This is a genomic window from Helicobacter sp. T3_23-1056 (assembly GCF_053654535.1).
This window is the reverse complement of the sequence record NZ_JBSIUU010000001.1, coordinates 180,357-203,975: the sequence shown is the minus strand read 5'-3', so window position 1 is coordinate 203,975 and position 23,619 is coordinate 180,357. Positions and strand designations below refer to the sequence as shown.

The following is a 23,619-nucleotide window of genomic DNA, read 5'->3' as shown; positions in this document are numbered from 1 at the left end:
TTTTGAAAAATCGTTATAGATTCTAGCGAATGTGTTTTTTGCAAACTTTACAAACTCTACAAACTTGGCAAACTCTGCAAATTCTGTGGGATTTTAGGATTTGTATGTGAAATCAAAATAAAATCGCACAAAAACATTTGCAAAATGCCTAAAATCTCTTTGTCGTGGATTTGATTTATATGCAAGATTTTGCAAAAAATAGATAAAAAAGCCTAGCAAAAACCTAGCCAAAAACTATATCAAATGCAATATCGCACACAAGATTTTAGATTTATGCGCAAAGATTTTATGCTAAAATGCCAAAATTCTTATCAAAACTACAAGGACTTATAATGCTTCGTTTTGCGCCCTCCCCCACAGGTGATATGCACATAGGTAATCTTAGGGCTGCGATTTTTAATTATATTTTGGCAAAACAAAAAAATGAGCGGTTTTTATTGCGCATAGAAGATACGGATTTTGCGCGAAATATCGAGGGCAAGGACAAAGAAATCTGCTCTTTGCTGACGCTTTTTGGATTGCAATGGGATAGCCTAGTCTATCAAAGTGAGAATTTTAACCACCATAGACAATTCGCAGAAATGCTACTAAAAGAAGGCAAGGCATTTTATTGCTACTGCTCAAAAGAATTTTTAGAATCAAAAAAACAAGAAGCAATCGATGCAAAAAGGGCTTTTCGCTATGATGATACTTGGGCAGAGCTACACAAAGAAGAAGCCATAAAAAATGGCAAAAACCCTGTGGTGCGACTAAAAGGCGCGGACAAAGCGATATGCTACATAGACAATATCAAAGGCAAGCTAGAATTTTTGCCAAATGAGCTAGATAGCTTTGTGATTTTGCGTGAAGATTTTGTGCCGACTTATAATTTTGCCTGCGCGTGCGATGATATGCTATATGATATTAGCTATGTGGTGCGTGGCGAAGACCACACAAGCAACACGCCAAAGCAACTTCTTATCCACAAAGCATTGGGGTATGAGAGAGGGATTGAGTTTGCACATCTGCCCATTATCCTAAATGATAGTGGCAAAAAAATGAGCAAAAGGGATTGGGCTTCAAGTGTGGCGTGGCTACTAGATGAGGGATTTTTGCCTAGTGCGATTTGCAACTACCTAATCGCTATGGGCAACCACACGCCAAAAGAGATTTTCACGCTAGATGAAGCGATAGAGTGGTTTGACATAAAAAAAATCGCAAAATCCCCCGTGCGCTTTGACATAGCAAAACTCCGCTTTATCAATCACGCACATTTATCGCTTTTAGATGAGCAAAAAATCGCCCTTTTGCTAGAATCTAGCAAGCAGTATGCTAGCCAAATCGGTTCTCTTGGCAAAATCTACCTAGAAGAAGCAAGCACGCTAAATGAACTGCGTGAAAAAATAAACGCCATTTTAGAGCCAAAAGACATTCACGCAAGCTATGAGGAGCAGGATTTTAGCGCGCAATGCAAAAAGATTTTTGACACATTGCAAAATCTAGCCAAAAATCCACCAAAAGAGTATGATGAGTTTAAAAAACTTGCTATGGAGGGGAGCAATCTCAAAGGAAAAGAGTTTTTTAAACCGCTTAGGATTTTGCTTACAGGGGCTAGCCACGGACCAGATATAAGCGCGATGTATCCGCATTTGCGTGAGATTTTGCCCTATATCTTGCGGGTAAAATCCAAATAAAATCCAAAATAAAGCAAAATCAAACGAAAATCCTCCAAACAAAATCACAACAAAATGAAGCAAAAATCACAAAATCTAAAATAAGGAGAGTAAAATGTCTGTATTGCTAGGTGCGATTGGCACGGGTTTGCATTTGCTAATTAGTGCGTATATGTGGGTTATCATTATCGCTGTGCTTCTCTCTTGGGTGCGCCCAGACCCATATAATCCTATCGTGCAGGTGCTAAACCGACTAAGTGCGCCACTGCTTTTGTGGGCTAGGGAAAAAATGCCATTTTTGGTGATAAATGGCATTGACATTTCGCCAATCGTAGTCATCATAGGTTTGCAAGTGCTTGACAAAGTCATTATCCACACGCTTGGCGTGTTATAAAGTATTTGAGAATCGATATGGCACGATATTTTTGTGGCTTATTGTGGATTTTTATATGCGTTTGCGTGGCTTATTGCCCGCCATTGCTAAGCTTAAAAGAGCTCCAAACCAAGCCAAAAGGCGTGGCACGCGATTTTTACATTTGGGAATTTATCACGCATAAAGATACTAGCCTAAAAGATTCCCTAGAAGCCTACAAACTCGTCTATAACGAAATCCCAAAGCTAAAATCTGCATTAGAAAAAAAAGGATTTCACGCTCAAATGCCAAAAAATATCGCCTGCGCAAATCTAGCGTATGAATCCCTAAAAAACAAAGACGCGCAATGTATCGCGTATGCCCTGCGACTAGGCTTAGTCCCATCTATGAGCCAAGCACAAGTAGATTTTTTTATCTCCAAACTAAAAGCTACCCACCCAAACATAGTCCAAAAAATCCAAATCCTGCGAAGCAAAAATATCAAAGAATCAATGCTAAATTCTAGTGCGCAAATCTTTGCTGAAATCTACAACGCCCTTAGCTACAATCAAAGAGCAGAGATTTTTGGCACGCCTATCAAAGCAGAATCCCTAAAAAACCTTGCAAACGCCAACCGCTACTCGTTTAATAAAATCTTGCAAAATGTGATTTTAGATGGAGGATTTTTAGAATTTAAAAAAAGCATTTCAAAAGCGGATTTAAGCGGAATCAAAGATGCAAATACGCTATTTTTAATCGGACTAAATGAAGTCCGCATAGGCACAAAAGATAAGGCATTAAAATATTTCGCGCTATCTAGGAGCAATGCGGCAGACCCGTTTTTGCGCGATAGAGCGATATTTTGGCAATATTTGCTAAGCGATAATTTAGCGTTTTTAAACGATTTGCAAGCAAGCAAATACGCCGATATTTTCTCCATCTACGCAAACCAAAAGCTAAAAACTAAGCCAAATTATCAAATCATCTCTACATTTGAAAATCTATCAAGCCAAAATCCAAAGCTAGACATAAAAGACCCTTTTGCGTGGCAGATTTTGCGTGATAATATGCCAAAGGATAGCTCTAAGCTAAAAGCGTTGGCAAAAGATTTTAGCTATGAAGGCACGATTCCTCATCTAGCTTTTGTAAATAATAGGCTAAATAAATATTCTATAAACTACTTTATAATGCCCTACACCGAGCAACTATCGTGGCGTGATAACTCCCAAAAAGCGATGGCACTTGCCGTAGCAAAGCAAGAAAGCACATTTTTGCCAGCCCTTGTGTCGCGCTCTTATGCGCTAGGAATGATGCAAATAATGCCATTTAATGTCGAGCCTTTTGCTAGAAAGCTAAAAAAGCAAGACATTACGCTAGAATCGATGTTTGACCCCATCATCGCTTATGAATTTGGGCGAATGTATTTAGATGAGCTAAATAGGGAGTTTTCCCACCCGCTTTTTAGTGCCTATGCGTATAATGGCGGACCGGGATTTTTGCGAAAAACGCTTGCAAAAAAACGGCTTTTTCTAAAATCCCGCAAGTATGAGCCGTGGATTTCGCTTGAATTGTTGCCTGTGGAGGAAACGAGATTTTATGGTATGCGCGTGCTTGCAAACTATGTGATTTATCAGCAGCTTTTAGGCAACGAAATCGACATAGAATCCTTGCTAAAAAAAACGCTTAGATATTAGATTTTAGAATCTTTTGAAAAAAATAAACATAAATTAGAATCCAAAACCACACAGCTAAACCCCGACAAACCAAACACACCAAAAGAACAAAGTCTTTTTGATATAAATGAGGACAAAGATTTAGGCAATGCAGGGGATTTTCGCTCAAAAGATTGCATAGAATTGCTAAAACAAAGCGATATTGTCGTTACAAATCCCCCTTTTTCACTATTCCGCGAATATGTCGCGCAGTTGGTGGAGTATGATAAAAAGTTTGTGATTATTGGCAATAAAAACGCACTAACTTACAAAGAGATTTTTAAGCTAGTCAAAGAAAATAAAATTTGGATTGGCTATACGCCTATGAGCACGGATTTACTATTTAATACAAGCGCAGAATTTCAAAAAGAAGTTTTAAATGGTAAAAAAATCGGTAGTGGATACAAGATTATTGACGGCGTTGTCAAATTGCACTCACAATCCATTTGGTTTGCGAATCTAGACCATAAAAAACGACACGAGATTTTAGAGACGATTCACAGCTTTACCAAAACGCCTGAAAAATATCCAAAATATGATAATTATGATGCCATAAATGTGGATAAAACAAGCGATATTCCGCTTGATTATGATGGCATTATGGGAGTTCCCATAAGTTTTTTAGATAAATATAATCCCAAGCAATTTAAGATTATAGGACAAATGGTAACAACAAAAATCGATGAATTTAATTTTGGCTATCCATACATAAATGGCAAAAAAATTTATGCGCGAATCTTAATCCAAAAACGAAAGGACAGCAAATGAATCGTTATTGCGAGACTTTGCAAAAGCCAAAGCAAAGCAAATTTAAAAATGCCGTCATTACGAGATTTTCGATAGAAAATCGAAGCAATCTATTTTTTTGGATTGCCACGAAAATCCTAGCGGATTTTCTCGCAATGACGATGGATTTTTTGTCGGATTGCCACGAATATGGTTTTTGCATAAAGACTAGATTCTCGCAATGACGAACGCAGTGGAATTTGTGTTGTGCTTGCGTCGTATTTCGCTGATTTTAATGTGTAGCTTTTGGATTTAGCCGTAGTCTTGCAATAACAAAAAATAAAAAAACAATGACGCAAAAGCAACATAAAAAAACAATACGAAAATAACGCAAAGTAACACAAAAATAATGAAAAACAATAACGCAAACACAACACAAAAACAAAACAAAAAACAATGCAGACAAACAAAGAATGCAAATAACAACACAAAAAACAAAGCGCGCGCAAACAAAGAATGCAAATAGCCACGCAAAAATAATGCAAACACAATACAAAGATAACACAAGAATAATCACGCAAGTAAATAATGCAAAAAAAACACGCAAAGAGAACACAAAAAAAACAACACAAAAAGAATGCAAATACAACTAAAAAAAAAACTCAAAATCAGCACAAAAACAGCATAAAAAATAACATAAAAAAATACAAAAATAACATAAGAGCAACGCAAAAACAACACAAAATCAATATAAAAACAACGCGAAATCGCCTTAAATTTTATGCTAGAATGTCAAGCGATTTTGCTTTTTGCATTATCTTGAAAGAGGATAAGGCAGGATTTAGGGCTTACAAAATCTATCATCGAAGACATAGCGTAAGGCAGGCAAATGAATACCCCAATCATCACCATAATGCTAATCGTGTCCGTAATCATAGGGCTTATCGGGCTTGTGGTGTTTTTGTGGGGGCTTAGAAGCGGGCAGTTTGATGACTCGGTAAAAATCACGCACGGAGCATTGTTTGATAGCCAAGAGGATTTAAACCTCGCTTACCAATCCTCGCTAAAATCTAGCCTCACAACAACCAAACCCAAAGGAGAACAAATGAGTGAAAATACGACAAAACTAGCCATCATAGGCGCAGGACCGGGCGGTATAGGCGCGGCGATAGAAGCCAAAATCGCAGGGATAGATTCTATCCTTTTTGAAAAAACCGCTACGCACAATGCCACGCTAAATAAATTTTATAAAGACGGCAAACGCGTGGATAGAGACTACAAAGGCGACAAAATTAAGCTAAATGGCGCAATAGATTTTAGCGATAGCAACAAAGAAGCCACGCTAGAAATGTTTGGCGATTTGCTAGAAAAGCACCAAATCAATGTCGCCTATCAAAACGACATAGAATCTGTGGTAGCAGATGATAAAAATGACTCAAACTTTCTAATCAACACAAGCGGGGGAAAATCCTACTTCGCCCAATCCGTAATCATTGCCATCGGCAAAATGGGGCAGCCAAACAAACCAAGCTACAAAATCCCATCATCGATTTTGCGACAGGTGAATTACAACGCAAATAGCGTGCAAGCAGGCGAAAAGCTACTAATCGTAGGCGGGGGCAACTCCGCTGTGGAATACGCCTGCGAGTTTGCAAAAAGCAACGACACTACGCTAAACTACCGCAGAAGCGAATTTGCGCGCATAAACGACACCAACGCAAAAGAACTAGAATCCGTAATGTCTAGTGGCAAACTAAAAACAAAGCTAGGCATAGACATAGAATCTCTAAGCGATGAAAATGGCAAGATAAACGCGCATTTTACCGATGGAAGCGTGGAGGTGTATGATAGGGCGATATATGCTATCGGTGGCTCTTCGCCTGTGGATTTTCTAAAAAAATGCAACATCAAGCTAGATGAAAACAACCTCCCAATAGTCGATGAAAATCTGCAAAGTAGCGTAAAAGGCGTGTTTGTCATAGGCGATATTTTGTTTAAATCTGGCGCAAGTATCGCTTGTGCGCTATCTCAAGCGCAAAAAGTAGTCGCATTTATCGCGCCAAAACTTGCATAAATGCGGCAATCGTTGAAATATGTTGAAATATGTTTAAATATAAGGAACAATGATGAATCACATTTTGCGTCCGCTACCATTTGTGCTTGCTAGCACAAATACAGGCACGATGATTATAAACCATTGCGATAGGCATAGCCACGCTACACAAGCTAGCAAAAAGTCTAAAAATATAAATGGGGGTGCGGGCAATAAAACAAAAAATGGCGATACTTCGCAAAATCTAGATTCTAGCGATGAGTCGCAAGCTAGCTTTGGCGTGGGGTTTCAATACCTTGCTTCTGCGTCATTTGACGCAGATGAAGTGATGAGCGCGGTTTCTTTGCTGCATTTGCGTAGGCAGTATTTCGGAGATGGTGTGGTGGCTATCGATGGCGGTGCAAATATCGGTGCGCACGCTATCGCTTGGGGCATAGAGATGACTTATTTTGGGGAGGTTTTAGCATTTGAGCCTCAGGAGAGAATCTACTACGCATTATGCGGAAATATCGCTATCAATAATTGCTTTAATGTCCGTGCATTGCACGCAGCACTTGGCAATCCACAACTTACAGATTCTGCACCAAATGCCACAAATGCTACTCAAAACGCCACAATAGAAGTCCCGCTTCTAAACTACGCCACAAATTCATCATTTGGTAGTCTAGAGCTACGAAAACGCGATAATAACGAGTTTATCGGGCAACATATCGACTACACACGCACGCAAAAAGTTCCGCTAATTAGCATTGATTCTCTTTTGCTAAGTAGGATTGACTATGTCAAAATCGATTGTGAGGGGATGGAGCTAGAAGTCCTAAATGGCGCGATGGAGAGCATAAAAAGCGCAAAGCCAATCTTGCAAATCGAAATCATAAAATCAAATCCGCAAGAAATCATTGACTTGCTAACGCCATTTGGCTATGAGATTTTCCCATTTGGAATCAACCTGCTTATGATTCACAAAGACGACCCCTGCTTAAAGCACATAAGCCAAAATAATGCCTAAAACAATACTAAGTAGATTTTGATTCTTGTTTAGTAAGGCTTGTGGATTTTGTGATTGCTAGATTTGCTTTTTGATACAATGCGCGGCAATCCACTCACTACAAAATCCACTAGCTACAAAATGTCATACTAAGGTTTCGCAAAAAATCAAAGCAACTCAAAATCTAAAAACGCGGATAAAGTCATTTTTCCAAACACGCAATATGACAAACGATTGCTTAATGCGTGGCAATATTTTGTGTAAATCATATTCTTTTGTCAATACAATGGCGGTTTGGGATTTAAATTTTAAAATTACAAGCCTAATTATTTATAAAATCTTTACACTTATCGCTAATGCAAATATTGGCAAACGCTACCCCAAAATCGCTTAAAGTAGCCAAATGAAATAGCTTGCTAATCGTTTGATAATTACCCATTTGATTTGTGTCAATGATGTTTTTACCCTCTTGAGATTTGTAGTTAATTAAATTGTTATTAGAATCTTTAAAATACGCTTCCCCTTCATTATGCGCATTGCTAATTGATATTAACCCTAACAATGATAAATGCCCTCTATACATTAAGAAAAATTCTTTGTCTAAGCTATCGTTCTTTATTTCACACAATTCCTCTTTAAAAATCTTTGTTGCTTTATCAGTCCAACCATAATAACTAAATTCTACACAATTTTGTATTGTTAGCAAAGTAAGTATTTTTGCCTCATCTTGCGAAAGTTGCTCTAAAATTTTAGGAAAAGCAGGGCTTAAAAATCCTTGCTTTGTTTTATCTACCGAGCTTTGCAAAATATTAAAAAACATTTCGCCCAAAAGTGTCTCATCATCGTGCAAGGCTAGATTTTGCAATGTCGGTATGGTAATGTAGGGTTTTGCTTCGATACGATTTTGCTTTGGCACATTATTTTCTATTCTCTCAAACCATTTTTGGATTCTATCGTTAAGATATTTTGTGGGATAATAAATTGGTGAAAATATAAGTTTGCCAACCTCATTTAGTGTAATTCCTGCTTGCCTTGCGATTGGCTGTGCTATGTCTTTATAAATTTCAAGCATTGGATTTTCATTTTTCATTTTTACTCCCTTTAGTTTTCCTTACTTTTTCCTCTAATTGAGAAAGTTTTTCCTCTTTTTCGTTAGCGATTCGCATATTTTCTAATATAAAATCTATAGTTTCTAAAACTGCCATAGCGTCTTCTAAATTAGGCTCATTTTCGGTATCTATAATGTTGAAATTATGAGTTGATTTATTTCCTATAATCCTAGCACTAGACAATAAATTTTTTAGCTTTAGGCTTATAATATCCAAGCTATGAAGTTTTTCTATGTTATCACGGAAATTTTCGCTTATTTTTTCATTATGTTCTTGCAATATCTCATTTGTCAAAGATTCTAAACACATTCTTGCTAATGTCAAACCAGCTCTTGGAGATATGGGCGAAACCTCCACAGCTTCTAAAAATAGCTTTTTAGATTTTTTATATGTATCAAATAATACATTAGGTTTTATTAGCAACTTATTTTTGGGATATACTAATTTTTCATTGTAGTATATGGTGTGTTCTTTACAATTATTGCAATAGGTATAATGCCCTAAATAATTATTGCCCATATTAGCAAAGTAATACCAACTCCACTGCTTATAAATACTGCAATGCGGACATATACCATCATCGTCATAAGGTTTAACCAAATCTTTATTCATTTTCTATCCTTGTATATGGTGGTTTTACAAGATAGAATTATACAATTTTTGGATTAAGCGTTTATGATTGTTTGGTTTGTGCAATGTTGCAAAATTCAAATGCTAAGTTGTCTATTTTTTTGTTTTAGCGTGGCTAATGCGTCATTGCGAGAAGTCGGCACGACTTCGTGGCAATCTATTTTTGTGGATTGCTTCGTTGTTTTCGCTTCGCTCAAAACGCCTCGCAATGACGGCGTGTGGCAATTCGTTAATCTACTATATTTGCAAATAATGCAAAAATTAGCAATTTTTATTTGTAATTGTAGAATCTAATATTTCGTTATTATCCCCTATTTCAATATTATTTTCTATATGATTGTCTTGGATAATAACCTTTATAATGTTATATATTTCTTGTTTCTCTTTTTTGCCTTTGTTTTCTATGTCAATATCCAAATCATCAAGGCAACCAAATTCTTTTTCAAGTTCAACTAAAATATCTAAAATCTTTACTCTAACTTTTTCTACAATTTTGCTTAGATAAATTCTATCAAACACTTTTTTGGCACTTAATACCTCTATATTTGTCTTATATTGAAATATTTGAAAAAGCTTTGGATTCAGCACTTCTGCAACTTCCTCTTTGTCTTTGATGATTTGTTCTAGCATTTCTATTGATATGTCAATAAATTTATTAAAGAACTCATCTTTTTCTTTTTGAGACTTATTATCTAAAAATAAAGTTGGCAACATAGCATTTTTATGCACACCACCTACAATACTAAGCCCCATAACACTTTGCGTTCTGTAAGTTCCCACATAACAAATAGGAATTTTTCTGTATTTTGGTATCACTTCATTTTTTCCATATCCTTGAATCTCGCTTTTTATCCATTTCTCTAAATTTTTATCTTTAATATCTTTTGCCAAAATCAACATTCGCTCTAACGCTTGTTTTGTGGTTATTTCATTATTTACAAGTTGCTTTATAATTTTACTTTTTGCCATTATTGAATCCCTAAATAAAACAATATAACACCCGCCACAATAGCCACTATAACACCAACAATAATTTGTCTAATCATAGAAATTTTATGATTTGAGTTTTTTGTATCCACGATTTCATTGTTTATGTTTGAATTTATGATTTTATTGTTGTTTCCAAGCTGTATATTATTGATAGTTGATGATGATTTTTCTTGTGTTTGAATGCTGTTTTCGTCAATATATTCTCCAAGCCTAATTTCCATTTGTGTAATCAAACATTTAAGATTTTTTAAATTTTCACTAGATTCATAGATTGTGTTACCAAATTTATCGTGCGCTGGTCTTATGCCAAAATCATCATTTTCATAATAATAAGCTCGTCCTATTGTTTCTATTATTTCTGCTGCTTCTTTTGGATTATTTTTGGCAAGTATTTCTTTGCACTCATTTATATGCTTTTGCAATATGCCTATCTTATTTTCCATTTAGCTCTCTTTTACAATTTTAATCTCTTTTGTGTCTAAATTATACAATTCAAATACCAAATCATCGATTTTGGATTCTAGTTTGGCGGTGTTTGCGGTGGAATCTTTGGCTTTGGATTCTAAAATTTCATTTACAAGATTGATAATATTATCAGCGATTTTTTGGTTTTTGGAATCTATTTTGGGGATAGGGATTTTTTCGATATATTGTTTTATCCATCTAAACGCGCCATCGCCTAATCCACTAGCGATTTGCTGTATATAAAAATAAATCAATTTTGAATTTAGCAAAGCCAAAAGATATTTATTTGCATTGGGGATAAAATAGCAAGTTTGATTTATGAAAAATCCGCTTGTATCATAAATAAAACACGATTCTTTTGTCATTTCAGCCCACACAATCTTTTCTTTCTCAAAATCCTCCAAATACGCACAATTTCGCAAATTATACGGCGTTATGCCTTTGTCGTCTCTATCAAATAAGCCTTTGCCTTTTTTTCTCGTATCTTTTATTTGTCTATCAAAATGCGCCTTTAATGCGGGGTATTTTGCGATTTTAATGGGCGGAATCTTATTGCCGTCTTGCGTAGTGTAGCCATTATGCGTGTTTATTAGCCATAGATTTGCCCATTGATACGAATAGTGTTGATGTCTCGTCCGCGCAAAATGGGCTTTATGATTTGCTCTGTGCGTTTGCGCTCTGCGCTAGATTTGCACGAATCTAAAATCGCTTCTTTTGTCGCAGTGTCGATGATAAAGGCTTCATTGTAGCCTGTCAAAACGCCACGATAGATTTTAATATCCCATTTTTTCAAAGGCGTGCCGATTTTTTCAATCTTTTGTTTTAAATCTATGGTGTGTGAATCTGCAAAAATAAATGCTTCGGCATTTAGCGAATTTTGTGGGATTGGCGTGTAAGTGAGATTTAGCAGGCTTATTTCTCTTTTTGCTTTTTTGGATTTGGCTACTTCATCACTTTGGATTTCATTTGCCTTGCGAACCTGCATTGAATCGACATAGTTTATAATGTGTGATTTTGGAGGTTTTGCATTGAGTAGATTTACTATGCAAGTATCCACGGTAGCTTTGTCAAAGACTTTTATGCCGTTTAAATCCACAAAATCCAAAATCGTGGTAGATTCAAGCAAAAACTTACGCAGATTTTTTCCATATCCAGCACGGCAGAATTTATTGCTAGTGATTAGGTGTAAAATGCCACGCTCTTTTAGCAGTCCTAATCCCTTCTCATAAAAATATGTGAAAATATCCGCCGTGCTTGCAAAAATGCTAAATGCTTTTTGTAAGTGTGGTTTTAGCTCTTTGATTTCCTCTTGGCGGATATAGGGTGGATTTCCTATCACCAAATCAAATCCCATAAAATCCCCGTTGCTATCCAAAACTTCGGGGAATTCAAACCTCCATTCAAACGCGTTTTTATACTCCGCGCCACTTAGCACAGAATCTAGCCTATGTCGCAGTAGCTTGATATTTGCATAGCTTATCGCTGCTTTTGCCTGCTCGTTTTCATTTAGTTTTGTCTCTGCAAAAAGATTTCCCATTCGCCCATTTAGCCCATCTAGCAAGCTATCATCATCAAGCAAAAAATTCCCAAAATCACGGATATGATTTTGTATCGCTTTTTCTAGCTCTTTTTTGGTTTTTGGGTCTTTTAGCGTTAGTCGAAATGTGGCTTTTAGATTTTGGATTTTAGATTCTATGTCTTTTTTGCGTGGTTTTAGCTCGCTTTTATCGGAGTTTTTATACTCAAAGACTAGATTTTGATATTCGCGTATTTTTTGAGCGATATTTGGGATATGTCGCAGGCTATCTTGCAGGGCAAATCGACTTATGAGAGAGTTGCCACATTTTATGTTTATATCGATATTTGGGAGGGTTTGAAGCTCACGCGTGGCGATATTTTCATAGTAGCTGTATTTTAGTAGTTCTATCCACAAGCGAAGTTTGCAAATCTCTACCGAGCTAGGATTTATATCCACGCCAAAAAGGCAATTTTCTATCAATTCTTTTTTGGTGTGGAAAATGGCTTTTTGGATTATGTGGGATTCGATATTTTCGTGGGCTGGGATAGTGTAGTCGATGATTTTGCCACTAAAATCTTTGATGATGAGTTCGTCATTTTCTAGGCTCAAATCAATGTCGCGCAATCGCTTGCCCTGCGTATCTAGCAACAATCCTAACTCGTGCTTTATAGCGATTAGCTCATTTAGCGCGGAGACTAGGAAGTGTCCGCTCCCTACCGCTGGGTCGCAAATGTGAATGCTTAAAAAAGTGCGGTTATGCTTGGCTAGGATTGCGCTTGTGGAATCAATACGCTTATTTTTGTCATTGCGAGAATCTGCGACTTTGTCAAAAGTTGCAGATTCGTGGCAATCTATGCTTTGATTGTGGATTGCTTCGGTCGCTTCGCTCCCTCGCAATGACGACTCTCCCCATTTATCCCCCTCCGCCACAATTTCATTTTGAGAGGGGGTATTTTTTGAAAAATTCTCCGCAAGGGAGGGGGTATTTCTTGAAAATTTCTTTGCAAGGGAGGGGGTATTTTTTGCGTTTTTAAGCCCCTCCCCTTGCGGGAGGGGTTGGGGTGGGGTATCTTTGGCGTTTCTAGCGGTGCGGATTTCGCGGTGGATTTCGTATTCTATGTCGGCTATGGTTTCGCATTGCCATTTTGGATTTGCTTCATTAAACTTCGCTACCACGATTTTGCGGATACTTTGCGCACACATATAGCTTGTAATAAAGCTAGGTGTGAAAAAACTCCCCTCTTTGTAGCCATTTAGCTTTTCAAATACAAGTCCTAAAACAGCAGAATTTATCAGTTTATCGTGGTTAGTTTTGGCAAAATCTACAATGTCCTTTGGAGTCGTGGTGAAATTATACGCGTGGAGGAACGCAAAGAGATATTCCAAAAATGGCAATTCATTTATGCTTTTGTAAATCGCATTTTGCGCACTATCTCGGCGCAATATCGAATCAGGCGCGATTTTTAGGAGCTTTGATTCTAGCATTGCGATTTCAAAGCCTTGTGATTCTAACTCGCCTTTTTCAAAAAGGCTAGAATTTAGATAGGGGATTTGGGATAGATTTTGCGGAATCTCGGTGCGTTCTTTCACCGCTATGACTTTGAAAAATAGCGTGGATAGCGCGCTAAAATCGCTCAAAACTTCAATGTGTAAAAACGGCTTTTCAATGTGTTTGAAATTTAGCAGCATTGATTCTAACAGACGCAAAAATAAAATGCGATTATTCCATAGCATTAGTAGCGGGAAAATGTGGGATTCAAAGGCTTCATCTATATCGCTTGGGAGTTTGTCGGCAAATGTGTCTTGGACTAAATCTAATAGCGCGTTTGGCGTAGAATCTGGCTTTAAAATCACCTTGCCATTTGTCTCAACCTGCTTTAATCCCAAAAGATAAAGCAACTCTTTGTAAAATCGCTCATTTAGCGTATTTGCATCGATATAGCGTGGGATTTGCAAAAGTGAATTTGGCGAAAAAAGTGCGTAAAATAGGGCTAGATTTTGTTTGGATATGTGAGAATCTTGCTTGGATTTTGGATTTGATTTGTGAAAATCTGCTGAATTTGTTTTGGGTTTGTGAAAATCTGCTAAATCTAGGCTAGATTTGTGGGTAGATTCGCTAGATTTATTAGATTCGCGTAAATCCGACAAATCTATCGAATCTAAAATCATTTCGATATTTATATAGCAAAATTCTAGCGTGTCGCTCATTTCGCGCACGATAGATTCAATCTCATCATAAAATTTGCGTGTGCTGGTGTCATTGCCTTGATGTAAATCGCAATTTTTATACGCGGTGTCTATGCGCTTTTGAGCCGCTTTGTTGGCATTTGCGATAAAAAGCGTGTGATAAGTTTGTGCTTTGATGACATAAAATTCTCTCGCCGTGCATAAAATAATATGCTTTATGTTGTTGTTTTTCTTTTTGTGAAATTCACGCAAAAAGTATAAAATGGATTCATAAAATGCCTTTGAACAAAGATTCCACGCGTCATTGCGAGGCGCACGAAGTGCAACGAAGCAATCCAAATCACGCGAATCGGCATTATGTGAATCACAATATTGCAAAGGCGAATCTGCGGATTGATTTGATTTATCGATTCGCTTTTGGGTCATTGATTCGCCTTGCTTTTTGGATTTGCTTGATTTGGATTGCCACGAATCTGCTGTCGCAGATTCTCGCAATGACGAATCGGAGTGCAAATTTGGCGATTTCACAAACTCGGCTTTATTTTGGGTAGATTTTACCTCAAAAAGCACCTTTGCCACGCCCTCATCATAAATGGCTAAATCCGCCTTGCCTAGCGTGTTGCACTCATAGCCAAAATTCTCACGCAAAAATTTAATGATGAGATTTTTTTGAAATTCCTCGCTAGAATCGCTTTGTGCACTTGCTTTTGTGGCGGATTTTAGCATAGAGCGCAAAGAAGCCTCAAACCCCTCCAAACTCATCTCGCCATATAACTCAATCCCCACAAATTCACTTACGCTTTGATACACAAAATCCATATTTTTCCTTGATTTCATAACTTTGTTTTGATTTTGCTTTTTGCGCTAAATACATTTAAAACCACGCTTTTAAAACCACGCAAAAGTAGCAAACATTTTGAAATATTATAAGATATTTTTGCAAGATTTTAATGCCTTAGTTTGACTTATTGCAAAGAGGATTAGCAAAATAGATTTTATGCAAAGCACACTTTAAGGCGCATTTATGACACGCAAGGCACAAAAATTTTGCATTAAACGCGGATTAAAGATATTTTGACTATAATTTGGATTTTATAAATTTTGCCACACAAAAAAGCAAATCTACAAAATCAAATCCCACACATAAGGCTACACGATGCTTAAAACCATATTTAGCACTATCATTAGCTCGCGCAATGACAAGCTTGTAAAAAAATATCGCAAAAAAGTAGAATCCATAAACGCCCTAGAGCCTAGCCTAAAATCCCTTAGCGATAGCGAATTGCAAGCGCGATTTAACGCGCTAAAAACACGCGTGCAAGAAAGCATACAATCGCATTCAAAAACCGATAAACACGGCAATTTGGATTCTAAAAAGGCGTTGGCTTACGCGCTTGATTCTGTGCTTGAAGAATGCTTTGCTATCACTCGTGAAGCAAGCGTGCGCACGCTTGGTATGAGACATTTTGATGTCCAGCTTATCGGTGGAATGGTGCTAAATGACGGGAGAATCGCAGAGATGAAAACAGGGGAGGGAAAAACCCTCGTAGCCACGCTTGCCGTGTGTCTAAACGCCCTAAGTGGCTCTAGCGTGCATATCGTAACGGTAAATGACTACCTAGCAGCAAGAGATGCAAGCGATATGGGCGCGCTATATGAGTTTTTGGGATTTAGCGTGGGGGTCATCACTAGCGCGGACAAAAGCGATGTGGAGCGACTAGAAACCTACTCAAAAGACATTGTCTATGGCACAAATAATGAGTTTGGATTTGACTACTTGCGTGATAATATGAAATACAACCTAGAATCCAAAGTCCAAAAGCACCACGCCTATGCGATTATCGATGAGGTGGATTCTATCCTTATCGATGAAGCGCGCACACCGCTTATCATTTCAGGTCCTGCAAATCGCAAAATGGAAAACTACCAATCCGCAGATAATGTCGCAAAAAAGCTAAAAGCGGAGGTGGATTTTACTATCGATGAAAAAAACCGCGTGATTTTAATCACAGAAGAGGGAATCAAAAAAGCTGAAGAGCATTTTGGCGTAGAAAATCTATACAGCATAGAAAATGCCGCACTATCGCACCACCTAGACCAAGCATTAAAGGCAAATTATTTGTTTTTTAAAGACAAAGACTATGTCGTGCAGGGTGGAGAAAATGGCGATGAAATCATAATCGTAGATGAATTTACAGGGCGACTAAGCGAGGGGAGAAGGTTTAGTGAGGGATTGCACCAAGCACTAGAAGCAAAAGAGGGCGTGCAGATAAAAGAAGAAAGCCAAACCCTAGCAGACATCACTTTCCAAAACTATTTTCGCCTCTATGACAAGCTAGCAGGTATGACAGGCACGGCACAAACTGAAGCTAGTGAGTTTTTGCAAATCTATAATTTAGAAGTCATCTCAATCCCTACAAATGTGCCGATTTTGCGGAAAGATTTGAATGATTTGATTTATAAAAGCGAGAGAGAGAAATTTAACGCGGTGCTAGAAAAAATCAAAGAGCTTTACAAAAAAGGGCAACCCGTGCTTGTCGGCACGGCAAGTATCGAAAAAAGCGAACTTTTGCACGAACTACTAAAAAAACAAAAAATCCCCCACACCGTGCTAAACGCCAAACAACACACCAAAGAAGCTGAAATCATCAAAGACGCAGGACTAAAAGGTAGCGTAACAATCGCTACAAATATGGCAGGGCGGGGCGTAGATATAAAAATAAACGATGAAGTCAAAAATCTAGGCGGACTATACATAATCGGCACGGAGCGACACGAATCACGCAGAATCGACAATCAACTACGCGGACGAAGTGGCAGGCAGGGCGACCCCGGGGTAAGTCAATTTTATTTGAGTTTAGAGGATTCGCTGTTAAGGATTTTTGGTAGCGATAAGCTAAAAGGGATTATGGAAAAGCTAGGGCTAAAAGATGGCGAACATATCGAATCAGGGCTAGTAACCCGCTCGGTGCAAAATGCGCAAAAAAAGGTGGAAAATCTACATTTTGAATCCCGCAAACACCTGCTAGAATACGATGATGTCGCAAATGAGCAACGAAAAAGCGTGTATAAATTTCGCAATGAATTGCTAGATAGCGATTTTGATATGAGTGAGCGCGTGGAGCAAAATCGCACGCTTGCGTTAGAGAGGGCGTTTGAGCAAGTGAGGGCAAATAGCGAAGATGGCTCTATCGCGCTAGATTCCCTTAGCAAAGTCTTGCAAGATGAGTTTGGGTTTGAGGGTGATATTTCAATGCTAGATTCTGCAAACGAGTTGGCATTGTTTGATGAAGTGCTAAGTGCGATAAAGCAAGAATATGAAACCAAAATGGCAAAGCTCCCGCCAAATCGCAAAAATGAGATTGAGCGAATCATATATCTCCAAGTGCTAGATAATGAGTGGAGAGAGCATCTCTACACGATGGATACGCTAAAAACGGGCATAGGACTGCGCGGATACAACCAAAAAGACCCCCTTGTCGAATACAAAAAAGAAAGCTACAATCTCTTTATGGAGCTAATAGAATCCATAAAATACCAAGCTATCAAAATGCTTCATATAATCGAGCTAGTGGAAACAAAAGATTCTAGCGAGCAAACCCAAGAAATCATCGAGGATTTGCAAACGCCTGAAAATGAGCTAGCTTACAATACCGATGAGGCTAGCGCGCAAAATCGCGCAAACGGGGATTCTAAGCCATTTGGACGCAAAGTCGCAAGAAACGAGCCCTGCCCCTGTGGAAGTGGCAAAAAATACAAACTTTGCCACGGAAAAAGCGGACCAAAAAAAGGAATGCTAGCGACATAATGCTAGCCAAACAACGCTAGACAAATAATGCTAGAAAAAATGCGCTAGATTTTAGTTTGCCCTCCAAAGCCTGCTAATTTATGGCGTTTGGGCATTTGGGCGTTTCACAAAAACCTAGCGATAAAATCCAAAAAAGCAAAATCCAAAAACAAGAATCCAAAAATGAAAAACCAAAAACGACAATCTAGGAAAAACCTAGCCAAAATCTAACCCCAAAATCTAAAAGTAAGAAAATGCAAAACACAAACCACACAAACATTGCAAAGCCACATTTAAGCAACCTAACCAACATAAAATCCCTGCCCGCATTTTTGCACCGCAAATTTTTGCGCTTTGATAAATCACAGCCATTTATTTCTATCACGGCGATTTTGGCGTTTTTAGGCATTGGCATAGGCGTTATGGTGCTAATTGTCGCAATGGCGATAATGAATGGAATGAGCAAGGAATTTGAAAAGCGACTTTTTGTGATGAGCTACCCGCTAACCCTTCATTCGCTAAATCGCTCTGGCGTGCCACGAGAGCTATTAAACGCGCTAGAATCGCATTTTCCAAACCTATCATTTAGCCCCTATATCTCTGCCCAAAGTGTCGCTAAAATCAATGGTGCGATGGAAGCTGGAATCGTATTTGGCATAGAGCCACAAAGAGAAGCAAAGATAAATCCCGTGTTTGCAGGTGCGTTTTTGCCTAGAGGCTACCAAAATCCATTTGAGAGGCAAAATCTACATTCTGTTTTGGAGGATATTTCCCCCGCCTTAGAATCTTTTAGCCAAAATCGCTTTGGCATTATCGTGGGAAATTCGCTCATAGATTCTCATTTTTTGGAGAGTGGCGATAAAATCACGCTGTATTTCACGCGACTAGAGCCCACAGGGCTAGTGCTAAGCCCCACGATGAAGCGATTTAGCCTTTTTGGTGGGTTTAGCTCTGGGATAAGTGCCTATGATAGCGCGTATATGTATGCAAATCTAGAGGCTATCGCAGCGATAAAAAACCGCTCGACTGATATTTTTGATGGCATTCATATTCATTCGGCAAAACCTATGGAAGATATTGTGGATTTGCGCAAATTTTTGGACTCACAAAAGGGGCTAGAAATCAGCAAAATCTATGGCGGAAAATACGGCATAGAGGGCTGGTGGCAAAAAAATACCAATCTTTTTGCGGCAATGGATTTGGAAAAAAATGTGCTTTTTATCGTGCTAATGCTAATAATCCTAATGGCAAGCCTAAATATCATAAGCTCGCTACTAATGGTGGTGATGAATCGCAGGAAAGAAATCGCCCTGCTACTAAGTCTAGGGGCTAGCAAGCAAGAAATCAAAAAGACTTTTTTTTATTTAGGCATTAGCATTGGATTTTGTGGAATCATTTTTGGCGTGGTGCTTAGCGGAGTGGTGCTGTGGGTGCTAGATACTTTTCCTATCATTAGCCTGCCTGCTGATGTGTATGGCGTTAGCAAATTACCGCTTGATTTAAGTGTATTTGATTTTGTCGCTACGATTTTGGGGGCTAGCGTCATCGTGTGTTTATCATCGTTTTATCCTGCCAAAAAGGCTTCAGAGATTGATGCTTTGACGGTGCTAAGAAACGAATAGATTTTGCATAATATCACACACCAAAACCACAAAATCTAAGGAGCATAAATGCCAACCCTCCAACTACAACTACAAAAACAAGATTTTAGCTACCCTATCCACATAGCCCCTTTGTGTGAAAATCTGCGCTCTACGCTAGCAAATCTAAAGCCAACAAAGATTTTGCTTATCACAAATGAAGTGATAAAAAATCTCTACTTGCCCTATGTTGAAAATGCCTTGCATAGCGCAAGTGTAGCGTGCGGTGCAAATGCTAAAAAATGGGAATCTTGTGAGATTTTCACGCACTGCATAAAAGAAGGCGAAGTGCATAAAAATATGGCAAGCATAGAGGGGATTTTGGATTTTGCTTTTTGCCACAAGCTAGATAGAAAATCGCTTATGATTTCGCTAGGTGGCGGGATAGTAAGCGACATAGTGGGCTTTGCAAGCGGAATCTATGAGCGTGGGATTGGCTTTATTAGCATTCCTACGACTTTGCTAGCCCAAGTCGATGCCTCTGTGGGCGGAAAATGTGGCATAAACAACGCTTATGGCAAAAATCTAGTGGGGATTTTTCATCAGCCAAAGGCTGTCTTTGTCGATACGCATTTTTTGCGCTCTTTGCCCCTGCGCGAAGTGCAAGCAGGCATAGCCGAAATGATAAAAATCGCTACTTGCTTTGATAAAAACGCATTTTTGGGGCTAGAATCTTTTGATTTTGACATTTCAAGCTCGCTAGATGATAGCGTGCTAAACGCGCTTGCACCCCATATCCAAACCGCCATAGAGCTAAAATCTATCGTGGTGCAAAAAGACGAAACAGAAGCGGGAATCCGCGCAGCTCTAAACTATGGGCATACTTTTGGGCACGCTATCGAAAATCTAACCAACTACACGCAGTTTTTGCACGGCGAAGCGGTGGCTATGGGTATGCGTATTGCAAACGCGCTTGCTTTGAAAATAGGCAATCTATCGCGTGATGAAGTCGCACAAATCAATAACTTGCTAGATAAATTTGGGCTAGATTTTGAATACAAAATCAAAAATGTGGAGGAATTTTATGAAAAGCTATTTTTGGATAAAAAATCCAAAGGTGGCAAAATCACGCTTGTCCTGCCACGCGGAATCGGTGGCGTGGATATAAAAGATGATATAGATAAAGAGTTGATTTTGGAGGTGTTGAGGGATTTTAGCTAAACATTTTTGGCAAAGTGGCTTTTTATGCAAAACATATTTTGCAAATCTTGCATATTTTGTATATTTTACAAATCTTGCAAATTTTGCAAAAAAGGCTTTTTTGTCATTGTGGGTAAGTCGTAAGATTTGCTTAGCAATTTATCGTTATAAAATGTCAAAAACACGCTTTTGGCAAAATCAATAAATAGATTGCCACGATTTTAGCCTTTTTGACAAAGTCGCAAAATCTCGCAATGACGGAATGATTTACCATACTAAACGCAAGCAAAATATCAAAGCAAACAACGAATTTTTTACAACAAACGCAAAAATGCGCAAATAATGCAAATTTGAAATCTAATGAGATTTTGCAAAAATTTTGGATACTTCGGTTTCTTGCGAAACCTCCGTATGATAATAACAAATTGTCATTGCGAGCGTGGCTTATGCCACGCGTGGCAATCTATTTTTGTTTGTTTATACGATATTGTTTTAAAACCATTTTAAGTCTTAAATATGCGAAATTTTAGCATTTAGCTATTTTATAAAATCGCGTGCGCTTACTAGGTTTTGGATATTTTGCTTTGCACAAATGTTAGTAAAAAATACAAATTTATTAAGATTTTGTGATGATTTTGTATTTTTTTCTTGCATTGTTTTGTGTAAAAGCCTACAATTTACACAAAAAACTTTACACAAAAACTTCTTGCACAAAGTTTTTTGCATAAAATTTTTTGCACAAAATTTCGTGCAAAACACGATTTATACAAATCGCGTGCAAAGACAAAAATGCTTGACAAAAAACTACGCAACTAAGCAAAATAATGCTTAAAACAAAGGGGTGCAAATGCTTACAAAAACACACAAACAAGGCAGCTACAAACAAAAGCAACAAATGAGCAAAGGCATTGCGAGAAGCCTTGTGTTTTGGGTGTTTATTGGCATATTTTTAGGCGTGGTGTTTGGGAGCATTGGGAGCTTTTATGACGCCACGCCAAATGCCACAAATAACGGCATAATCAGCTTTTTCTACCATTTTAGCATTGAGAGCAAGGCTTACACCATTGACCCCTTTATCAAAGGGCTAAAACTTTTAATGGGACCTATCATTTTCCTTACCATTATCACAGGAATCACGCGCTTAGAGGACTTAAAGACTTTGGGGAGTTTGGGGCTAAAGACGCTGATTTATTTTGAGGTGGTAAGCACCTTTGCGCTAGTGATTGGCGTGCTTTTTGGCGAGATTATTAAGCCGGGTCAGGGAATGCACTTAAAAGTCGAGTCGCTTGATTCTGGAGATGTGGCGGGCTATATCGCGCAGGGCTCAAGTATGCCAAGTAGCGCAGGTGGAGAGATTTTGCACATTTTAAAAACAGCGATTCCCCACGACCCTATCACGCCATTTGTCGAGGGCAAAATCCTCCAAGTGCTTGTGATGGCGATTTGCGTGGCAATCGTGCTAAGTTTCACAAGCCCCGCGATAAAGGAAAAGGCGTTAAACTACTTAGAATCTATGCAAGAGACATTTTTCAAAGTCCTAACCGCGCTGATTTGGTATTCGCCATTAGCGACATTTGGGGCGATGGCTTTCTTAATCGCTAAGTTTGGCTTTGCCTCTATTGGCGGTATGGCACAGCTCCTTCTCACTATGGCAGTTGCCGTGCTTGCCTTTATCTTTGTGATTTTGGGGCTTATTTGTTTGCTTGGCAAAATCAACATTTTTAAGCTAATGCGCTTTGTGTATAGAGAAGTGCTAGTCGTCTTTGCGACTTCTAGCTCTGAGACTGCGCTAGCCCCGCTAATGCGCAAGCTCGAAAAAGCGGGAATCCAAAAGGCAAGCGTGGGGCTTGTGATGCCTGTGGGGTATAGCTTTAATTTGGACGCGACAAATATTTATCTAAGTCTAGCGGTGATTTTCCTCTCTCAAGCCTTTGACATTCCTATCACCATAGAGCAGACTATCACGCTAATTCTTATTTTGATGATAAGCTCTAAGGGCGCGGTGGGCGTAACGGGAAGCGGGTTTATCGTGCTAGCAGGGACACTCTCCGCGCTTACGATGGGCGATGGCTCGCACCTAATCCCTGCTGTAACGGTGGCAGCCATACTTGGAATCGATAAATTTTTAAGCGATATGCGAAGCGTGGGCAATCTCTGCGGAAATGTCGTAGCGTGCGTAATGGTAAGCATTTGGGATAAACGCGTGGATATGGAGAGATTCCGCTACGCGCTTGATAACCCTGAAGAATTTCGGGTGTTGTAAGAAAATCCTAAAAGCGATGTTAGCCATAGCAAATATGTAAGCAAAAATATGTTACAATCCACACTATGAATGAAAAAGATAGTATCAAATCACACATAGACACATTGCGTGCGATGCTTGTGTCGTTTATGACAGCGATTTTTGGGATATTTGGGTATATTATTATCCATATAGACAATGGATTTTCAAGGTTACAAACAATATTAGGCATTGTGGCGTTATTTTTGCTTTGTGTGGGACTAGCTTTTGTCATCAATCAGTATTTAAAATTTTCTAAAAAATTGGAGAATGCAAAATGATAAATGGTTTGATATTGTTTATAGCTTCAGCGATTGCGCTTTTTGGTCCCGTGTTTTATCTTCTAAAAAAAATCGATTCAGAGACTTCCAAAGAATCAAAATAGAAT

General features: G+C 38.4%; 18 protein-coding genes. 12 read left to right on the top strand and 6 right to left on the bottom strand.

Going from position 1 to position 23,619, the window contains the following annotated elements:
- The first annotated feature begins 332 nt into the window (after positions 1 to 332).
- From gltX to ACWIUO_RS00915, 7 genes are all read left to right on the top strand, one after another.
- The gene (gene gltX / locus ACWIUO_RS00945) at positions 333 to 1,673 is read left to right on the top strand and encodes a glutamate--tRNA ligase (protein ID WP_454176075.1); all 1,341 of its coding nucleotides are present in this window, start codon (positions 333 to 335) and stop codon (positions 1,671 to 1,673) included.
- Positions 1,674 to 1,767: 94 nt separating this feature from the next.
- Positions 1,768 to 2,046, top strand: a complete 279-nt coding sequence (locus ACWIUO_RS00940; RefSeq protein WP_454176074.1) for a YggT family protein — start codon at positions 1,768 to 1,770, stop codon at positions 2,044 to 2,046.
- Positions 2,047 to 2,063: 17 nt separating this feature from the next.
- Complete coding sequence (locus ACWIUO_RS00935; protein ID WP_454176073.1) at positions 2,064 to 3,698, top strand: lytic transglycosylase domain-containing protein; 1,635 nt, start codon at positions 2,064 to 2,066, stop codon at positions 3,696 to 3,698.
- Entirely contained in the window at positions 3,699 to 4,484 is a 786-nt protein-coding gene (locus tag ACWIUO_RS00930) for an adenine-specific methyltransferase EcoRI family protein (RefSeq protein ID WP_454176108.1), read from the top strand.
- Positions 4,481 to 4,687 carry a hypothetical protein gene (locus tag ACWIUO_RS00925; RefSeq protein WP_454176072.1) on the top strand — a complete coding sequence of 69 codons (207 nt, stop codon included), beginning with the start codon at positions 4,481 to 4,483 and terminating at the stop codon, positions 4,685 to 4,687. The genes ACWIUO_RS00930 and ACWIUO_RS00925 overlap by 4 nt, the downstream gene beginning before the upstream one ends.
- Before the next feature lie 644 nt (positions 4,688 to 5,331).
- A complete protein-coding gene (ccoS, locus tag ACWIUO_RS00920) occupies positions 5,332 to 6,516 on the top strand; it encodes a cbb3-type cytochrome oxidase assembly protein CcoS (protein ID WP_454176071.1) in 1,185 nt (394 codons plus the stop codon).
- A gap of 52 nt (positions 6,517 to 6,568) precedes the next feature.
- Positions 6,569 to 7,504, top strand: a complete 936-nt coding sequence (locus tag ACWIUO_RS00915; protein ID WP_454176070.1) for an FkbM family methyltransferase — start codon at positions 6,569 to 6,571, stop codon at positions 7,502 to 7,504.
- Between the two features lie 301 nt (positions 7,505 to 7,805).
- Here ACWIUO_RS00915 and ACWIUO_RS00910 read toward each other — a convergent pair whose 3' ends face one another.
- The 6 genes from ACWIUO_RS00910 to ACWIUO_RS00885 form a co-directional block, all read right to left on the bottom strand.
- Positions 7,806 to 8,573, bottom strand: coding sequence for an Abi-alpha family protein (locus tag ACWIUO_RS00910; RefSeq protein WP_454176069.1), 768 nt, complete (start codon positions 8,571 to 8,573; stop codon positions 7,806 to 7,808).
- On the bottom strand, positions 8,563 to 9,204 hold the full coding sequence (locus tag ACWIUO_RS00905; protein ID WP_454176068.1) for a DUF4145 domain-containing protein: 642 nt from the start codon (positions 9,202 to 9,204) through the stop codon (positions 8,563 to 8,565). Before ACWIUO_RS00905 ends, ACWIUO_RS00910 begins: the two co-directional genes overlap by 11 nt.
- A gap of 279 nt (positions 9,205 to 9,483) precedes the next feature.
- Complete coding sequence (locus ACWIUO_RS00900; RefSeq protein WP_454176067.1) at positions 9,484 to 10,191, bottom strand: AbiTii domain-containing protein; 708 nt, start codon at positions 10,189 to 10,191, stop codon at positions 9,484 to 9,486.
- Positions 10,191 to 10,655 carry a hypothetical protein gene (locus tag ACWIUO_RS00895; RefSeq protein WP_454176066.1) on the bottom strand — a complete coding sequence of 155 codons (465 nt, stop codon included), beginning with the start codon at positions 10,653 to 10,655 and terminating at the stop codon, positions 10,191 to 10,193. Before ACWIUO_RS00895 ends, ACWIUO_RS00900 begins: the two co-directional genes overlap by 1 nt.
- On the bottom strand, positions 10,656 to 11,099 hold the full coding sequence (locus ACWIUO_RS00890) for a TaqI-like C-terminal specificity domain-containing protein (protein ID WP_454176065.1): 444 nt from the start codon (positions 11,097 to 11,099) through the stop codon (positions 10,656 to 10,658).
- Positions 11,100 to 11,266: 167 nt separating this feature from the next.
- Positions 11,267 to 15,202 (bottom strand): type IIG restriction enzyme/methyltransferase, encoded by a 3,936-nt coding sequence (locus ACWIUO_RS00885; RefSeq protein ID WP_454176064.1) that lies wholly within the window; start codon positions 15,200 to 15,202, stop codon positions 11,267 to 11,269.
- A 337-nt stretch (positions 15,203 to 15,539) separates the two neighbouring features.
- On the opposite strand from ACWIUO_RS00885, the gene secA reads away from it, so the two are divergent.
- From secA to ACWIUO_RS00860, 5 genes are all read left to right on the top strand, one after another.
- Positions 15,540 to 18,191, top strand: a complete 2,652-nt coding sequence (gene secA / locus ACWIUO_RS00880) for a preprotein translocase subunit SecA (protein ID WP_454176063.1) — start codon at positions 15,540 to 15,542, stop codon at positions 18,189 to 18,191.
- 233 nt (positions 18,192 to 18,424) lie between these two features.
- Positions 18,425 to 19,792 carry an ABC transporter permease gene (locus ACWIUO_RS00875; protein WP_454176062.1) on the top strand — a complete coding sequence of 456 codons (1,368 nt, stop codon included), beginning with the start codon at positions 18,425 to 18,427 and terminating at the stop codon, positions 19,790 to 19,792.
- 48 nt (positions 19,793 to 19,840) lie between these two features.
- Complete coding sequence (aroB, locus tag ACWIUO_RS00870) at positions 19,841 to 20,971, top strand: 3-dehydroquinate synthase (protein ID WP_454176061.1); 1,131 nt, start codon at positions 19,841 to 19,843, stop codon at positions 20,969 to 20,971.
- A gap of 826 nt (positions 20,972 to 21,797) precedes the next feature.
- On the top strand, positions 21,798 to 23,213 hold the full coding sequence (locus tag ACWIUO_RS00865) for a cation:dicarboxylate symporter family transporter (RefSeq protein ID WP_454176060.1): 1,416 nt from the start codon (positions 21,798 to 21,800) through the stop codon (positions 23,211 to 23,213).
- 65 nt (positions 23,214 to 23,278) lie between these two features.
- The gene (locus ACWIUO_RS00860) at positions 23,279 to 23,512 is read left to right on the top strand and encodes a hypothetical protein (RefSeq protein WP_454176059.1); all 234 of its coding nucleotides are present in this window, start codon (positions 23,279 to 23,281) and stop codon (positions 23,510 to 23,512) included.
- The last annotated feature ends 107 nt before the right edge of the window (positions 23,513 to 23,619 follow it).

What these genes read in the sequence shown, in the direction of transcription:
- aroB (WP_454176061.1), top strand. Translation starts at nt 19,841, where the DNA reads ATGCCAACCCTCCAACTACAACTACAAAAACAAGATTTTAGCTACCCT.
- ACWIUO_RS00900 (WP_454176067.1), bottom strand. Translation starts at nt 10,191, where the DNA reads ATGGCAAAAAGTAAAATTATAAAGCAACTTGTAAATAATGAAATAACC.
- ACWIUO_RS00865 (WP_454176060.1), top strand. Translation starts at nt 21,798, where the DNA reads ATGCTTACAAAAACACACAAACAAGGCAGCTACAAACAAAAGCAACAA.
- ACWIUO_RS00875 (WP_454176062.1), top strand. Translation starts at nt 18,425, where the DNA reads ATGCAAAACACAAACCACACAAACATTGCAAAGCCACATTTAAGCAAC.
- gltX (WP_454176075.1), top strand. Translation starts at nt 333, where the DNA reads ATGCTTCGTTTTGCGCCCTCCCCCACAGGTGATATGCACATAGGTAAT.
- secA (WP_454176063.1), top strand. Translation starts at nt 15,540, where the DNA reads ATGCTTAAAACCATATTTAGCACTATCATTAGCTCGCGCAATGACAAG.
- ACWIUO_RS00905 (WP_454176068.1), bottom strand. Translation starts at nt 9,204, where the DNA reads ATGAATAAAGATTTGGTTAAACCTTATGACGATGATGGTATATGTCCG.
- ACWIUO_RS00910 (WP_454176069.1), bottom strand. Translation starts at nt 8,573, where the DNA reads ATGAAAAATGAAAATCCAATGCTTGAAATTTATAAAGACATAGCACAG.
- ACWIUO_RS00925 (WP_454176072.1), top strand. Translation starts at nt 4,481, where the DNA reads ATGAATCGTTATTGCGAGACTTTGCAAAAGCCAAAGCAAAGCAAATTT.
- ACWIUO_RS00895 (WP_454176066.1), bottom strand. Translation starts at nt 10,655, where the DNA reads ATGGAAAATAAGATAGGCATATTGCAAAAGCATATAAATGAGTGCAAA.
- ACWIUO_RS00860 (WP_454176059.1), top strand. Translation starts at nt 23,279, where the DNA reads ATGAATGAAAAAGATAGTATCAAATCACACATAGACACATTGCGTGCG.
- ccoS (WP_454176071.1), top strand. Translation starts at nt 5,332, where the DNA reads ATGAATACCCCAATCATCACCATAATGCTAATCGTGTCCGTAATCATA.
- ACWIUO_RS00935 (WP_454176073.1), top strand. Translation starts at nt 2,064, where the DNA reads ATGGCACGATATTTTTGTGGCTTATTGTGGATTTTTATATGCGTTTGC.
- ACWIUO_RS00915 (WP_454176070.1), top strand. Translation starts at nt 6,569, where the DNA reads ATGAATCACATTTTGCGTCCGCTACCATTTGTGCTTGCTAGCACAAAT.
- ACWIUO_RS00940 (WP_454176074.1), top strand. Translation starts at nt 1,768, where the DNA reads ATGTCTGTATTGCTAGGTGCGATTGGCACGGGTTTGCATTTGCTAATT.
- ACWIUO_RS00885 (WP_454176064.1), bottom strand. Translation starts at nt 15,202, where the DNA reads ATGGATTTTGTGTATCAAAGCGTAAGTGAATTTGTGGGGATTGAGTTA.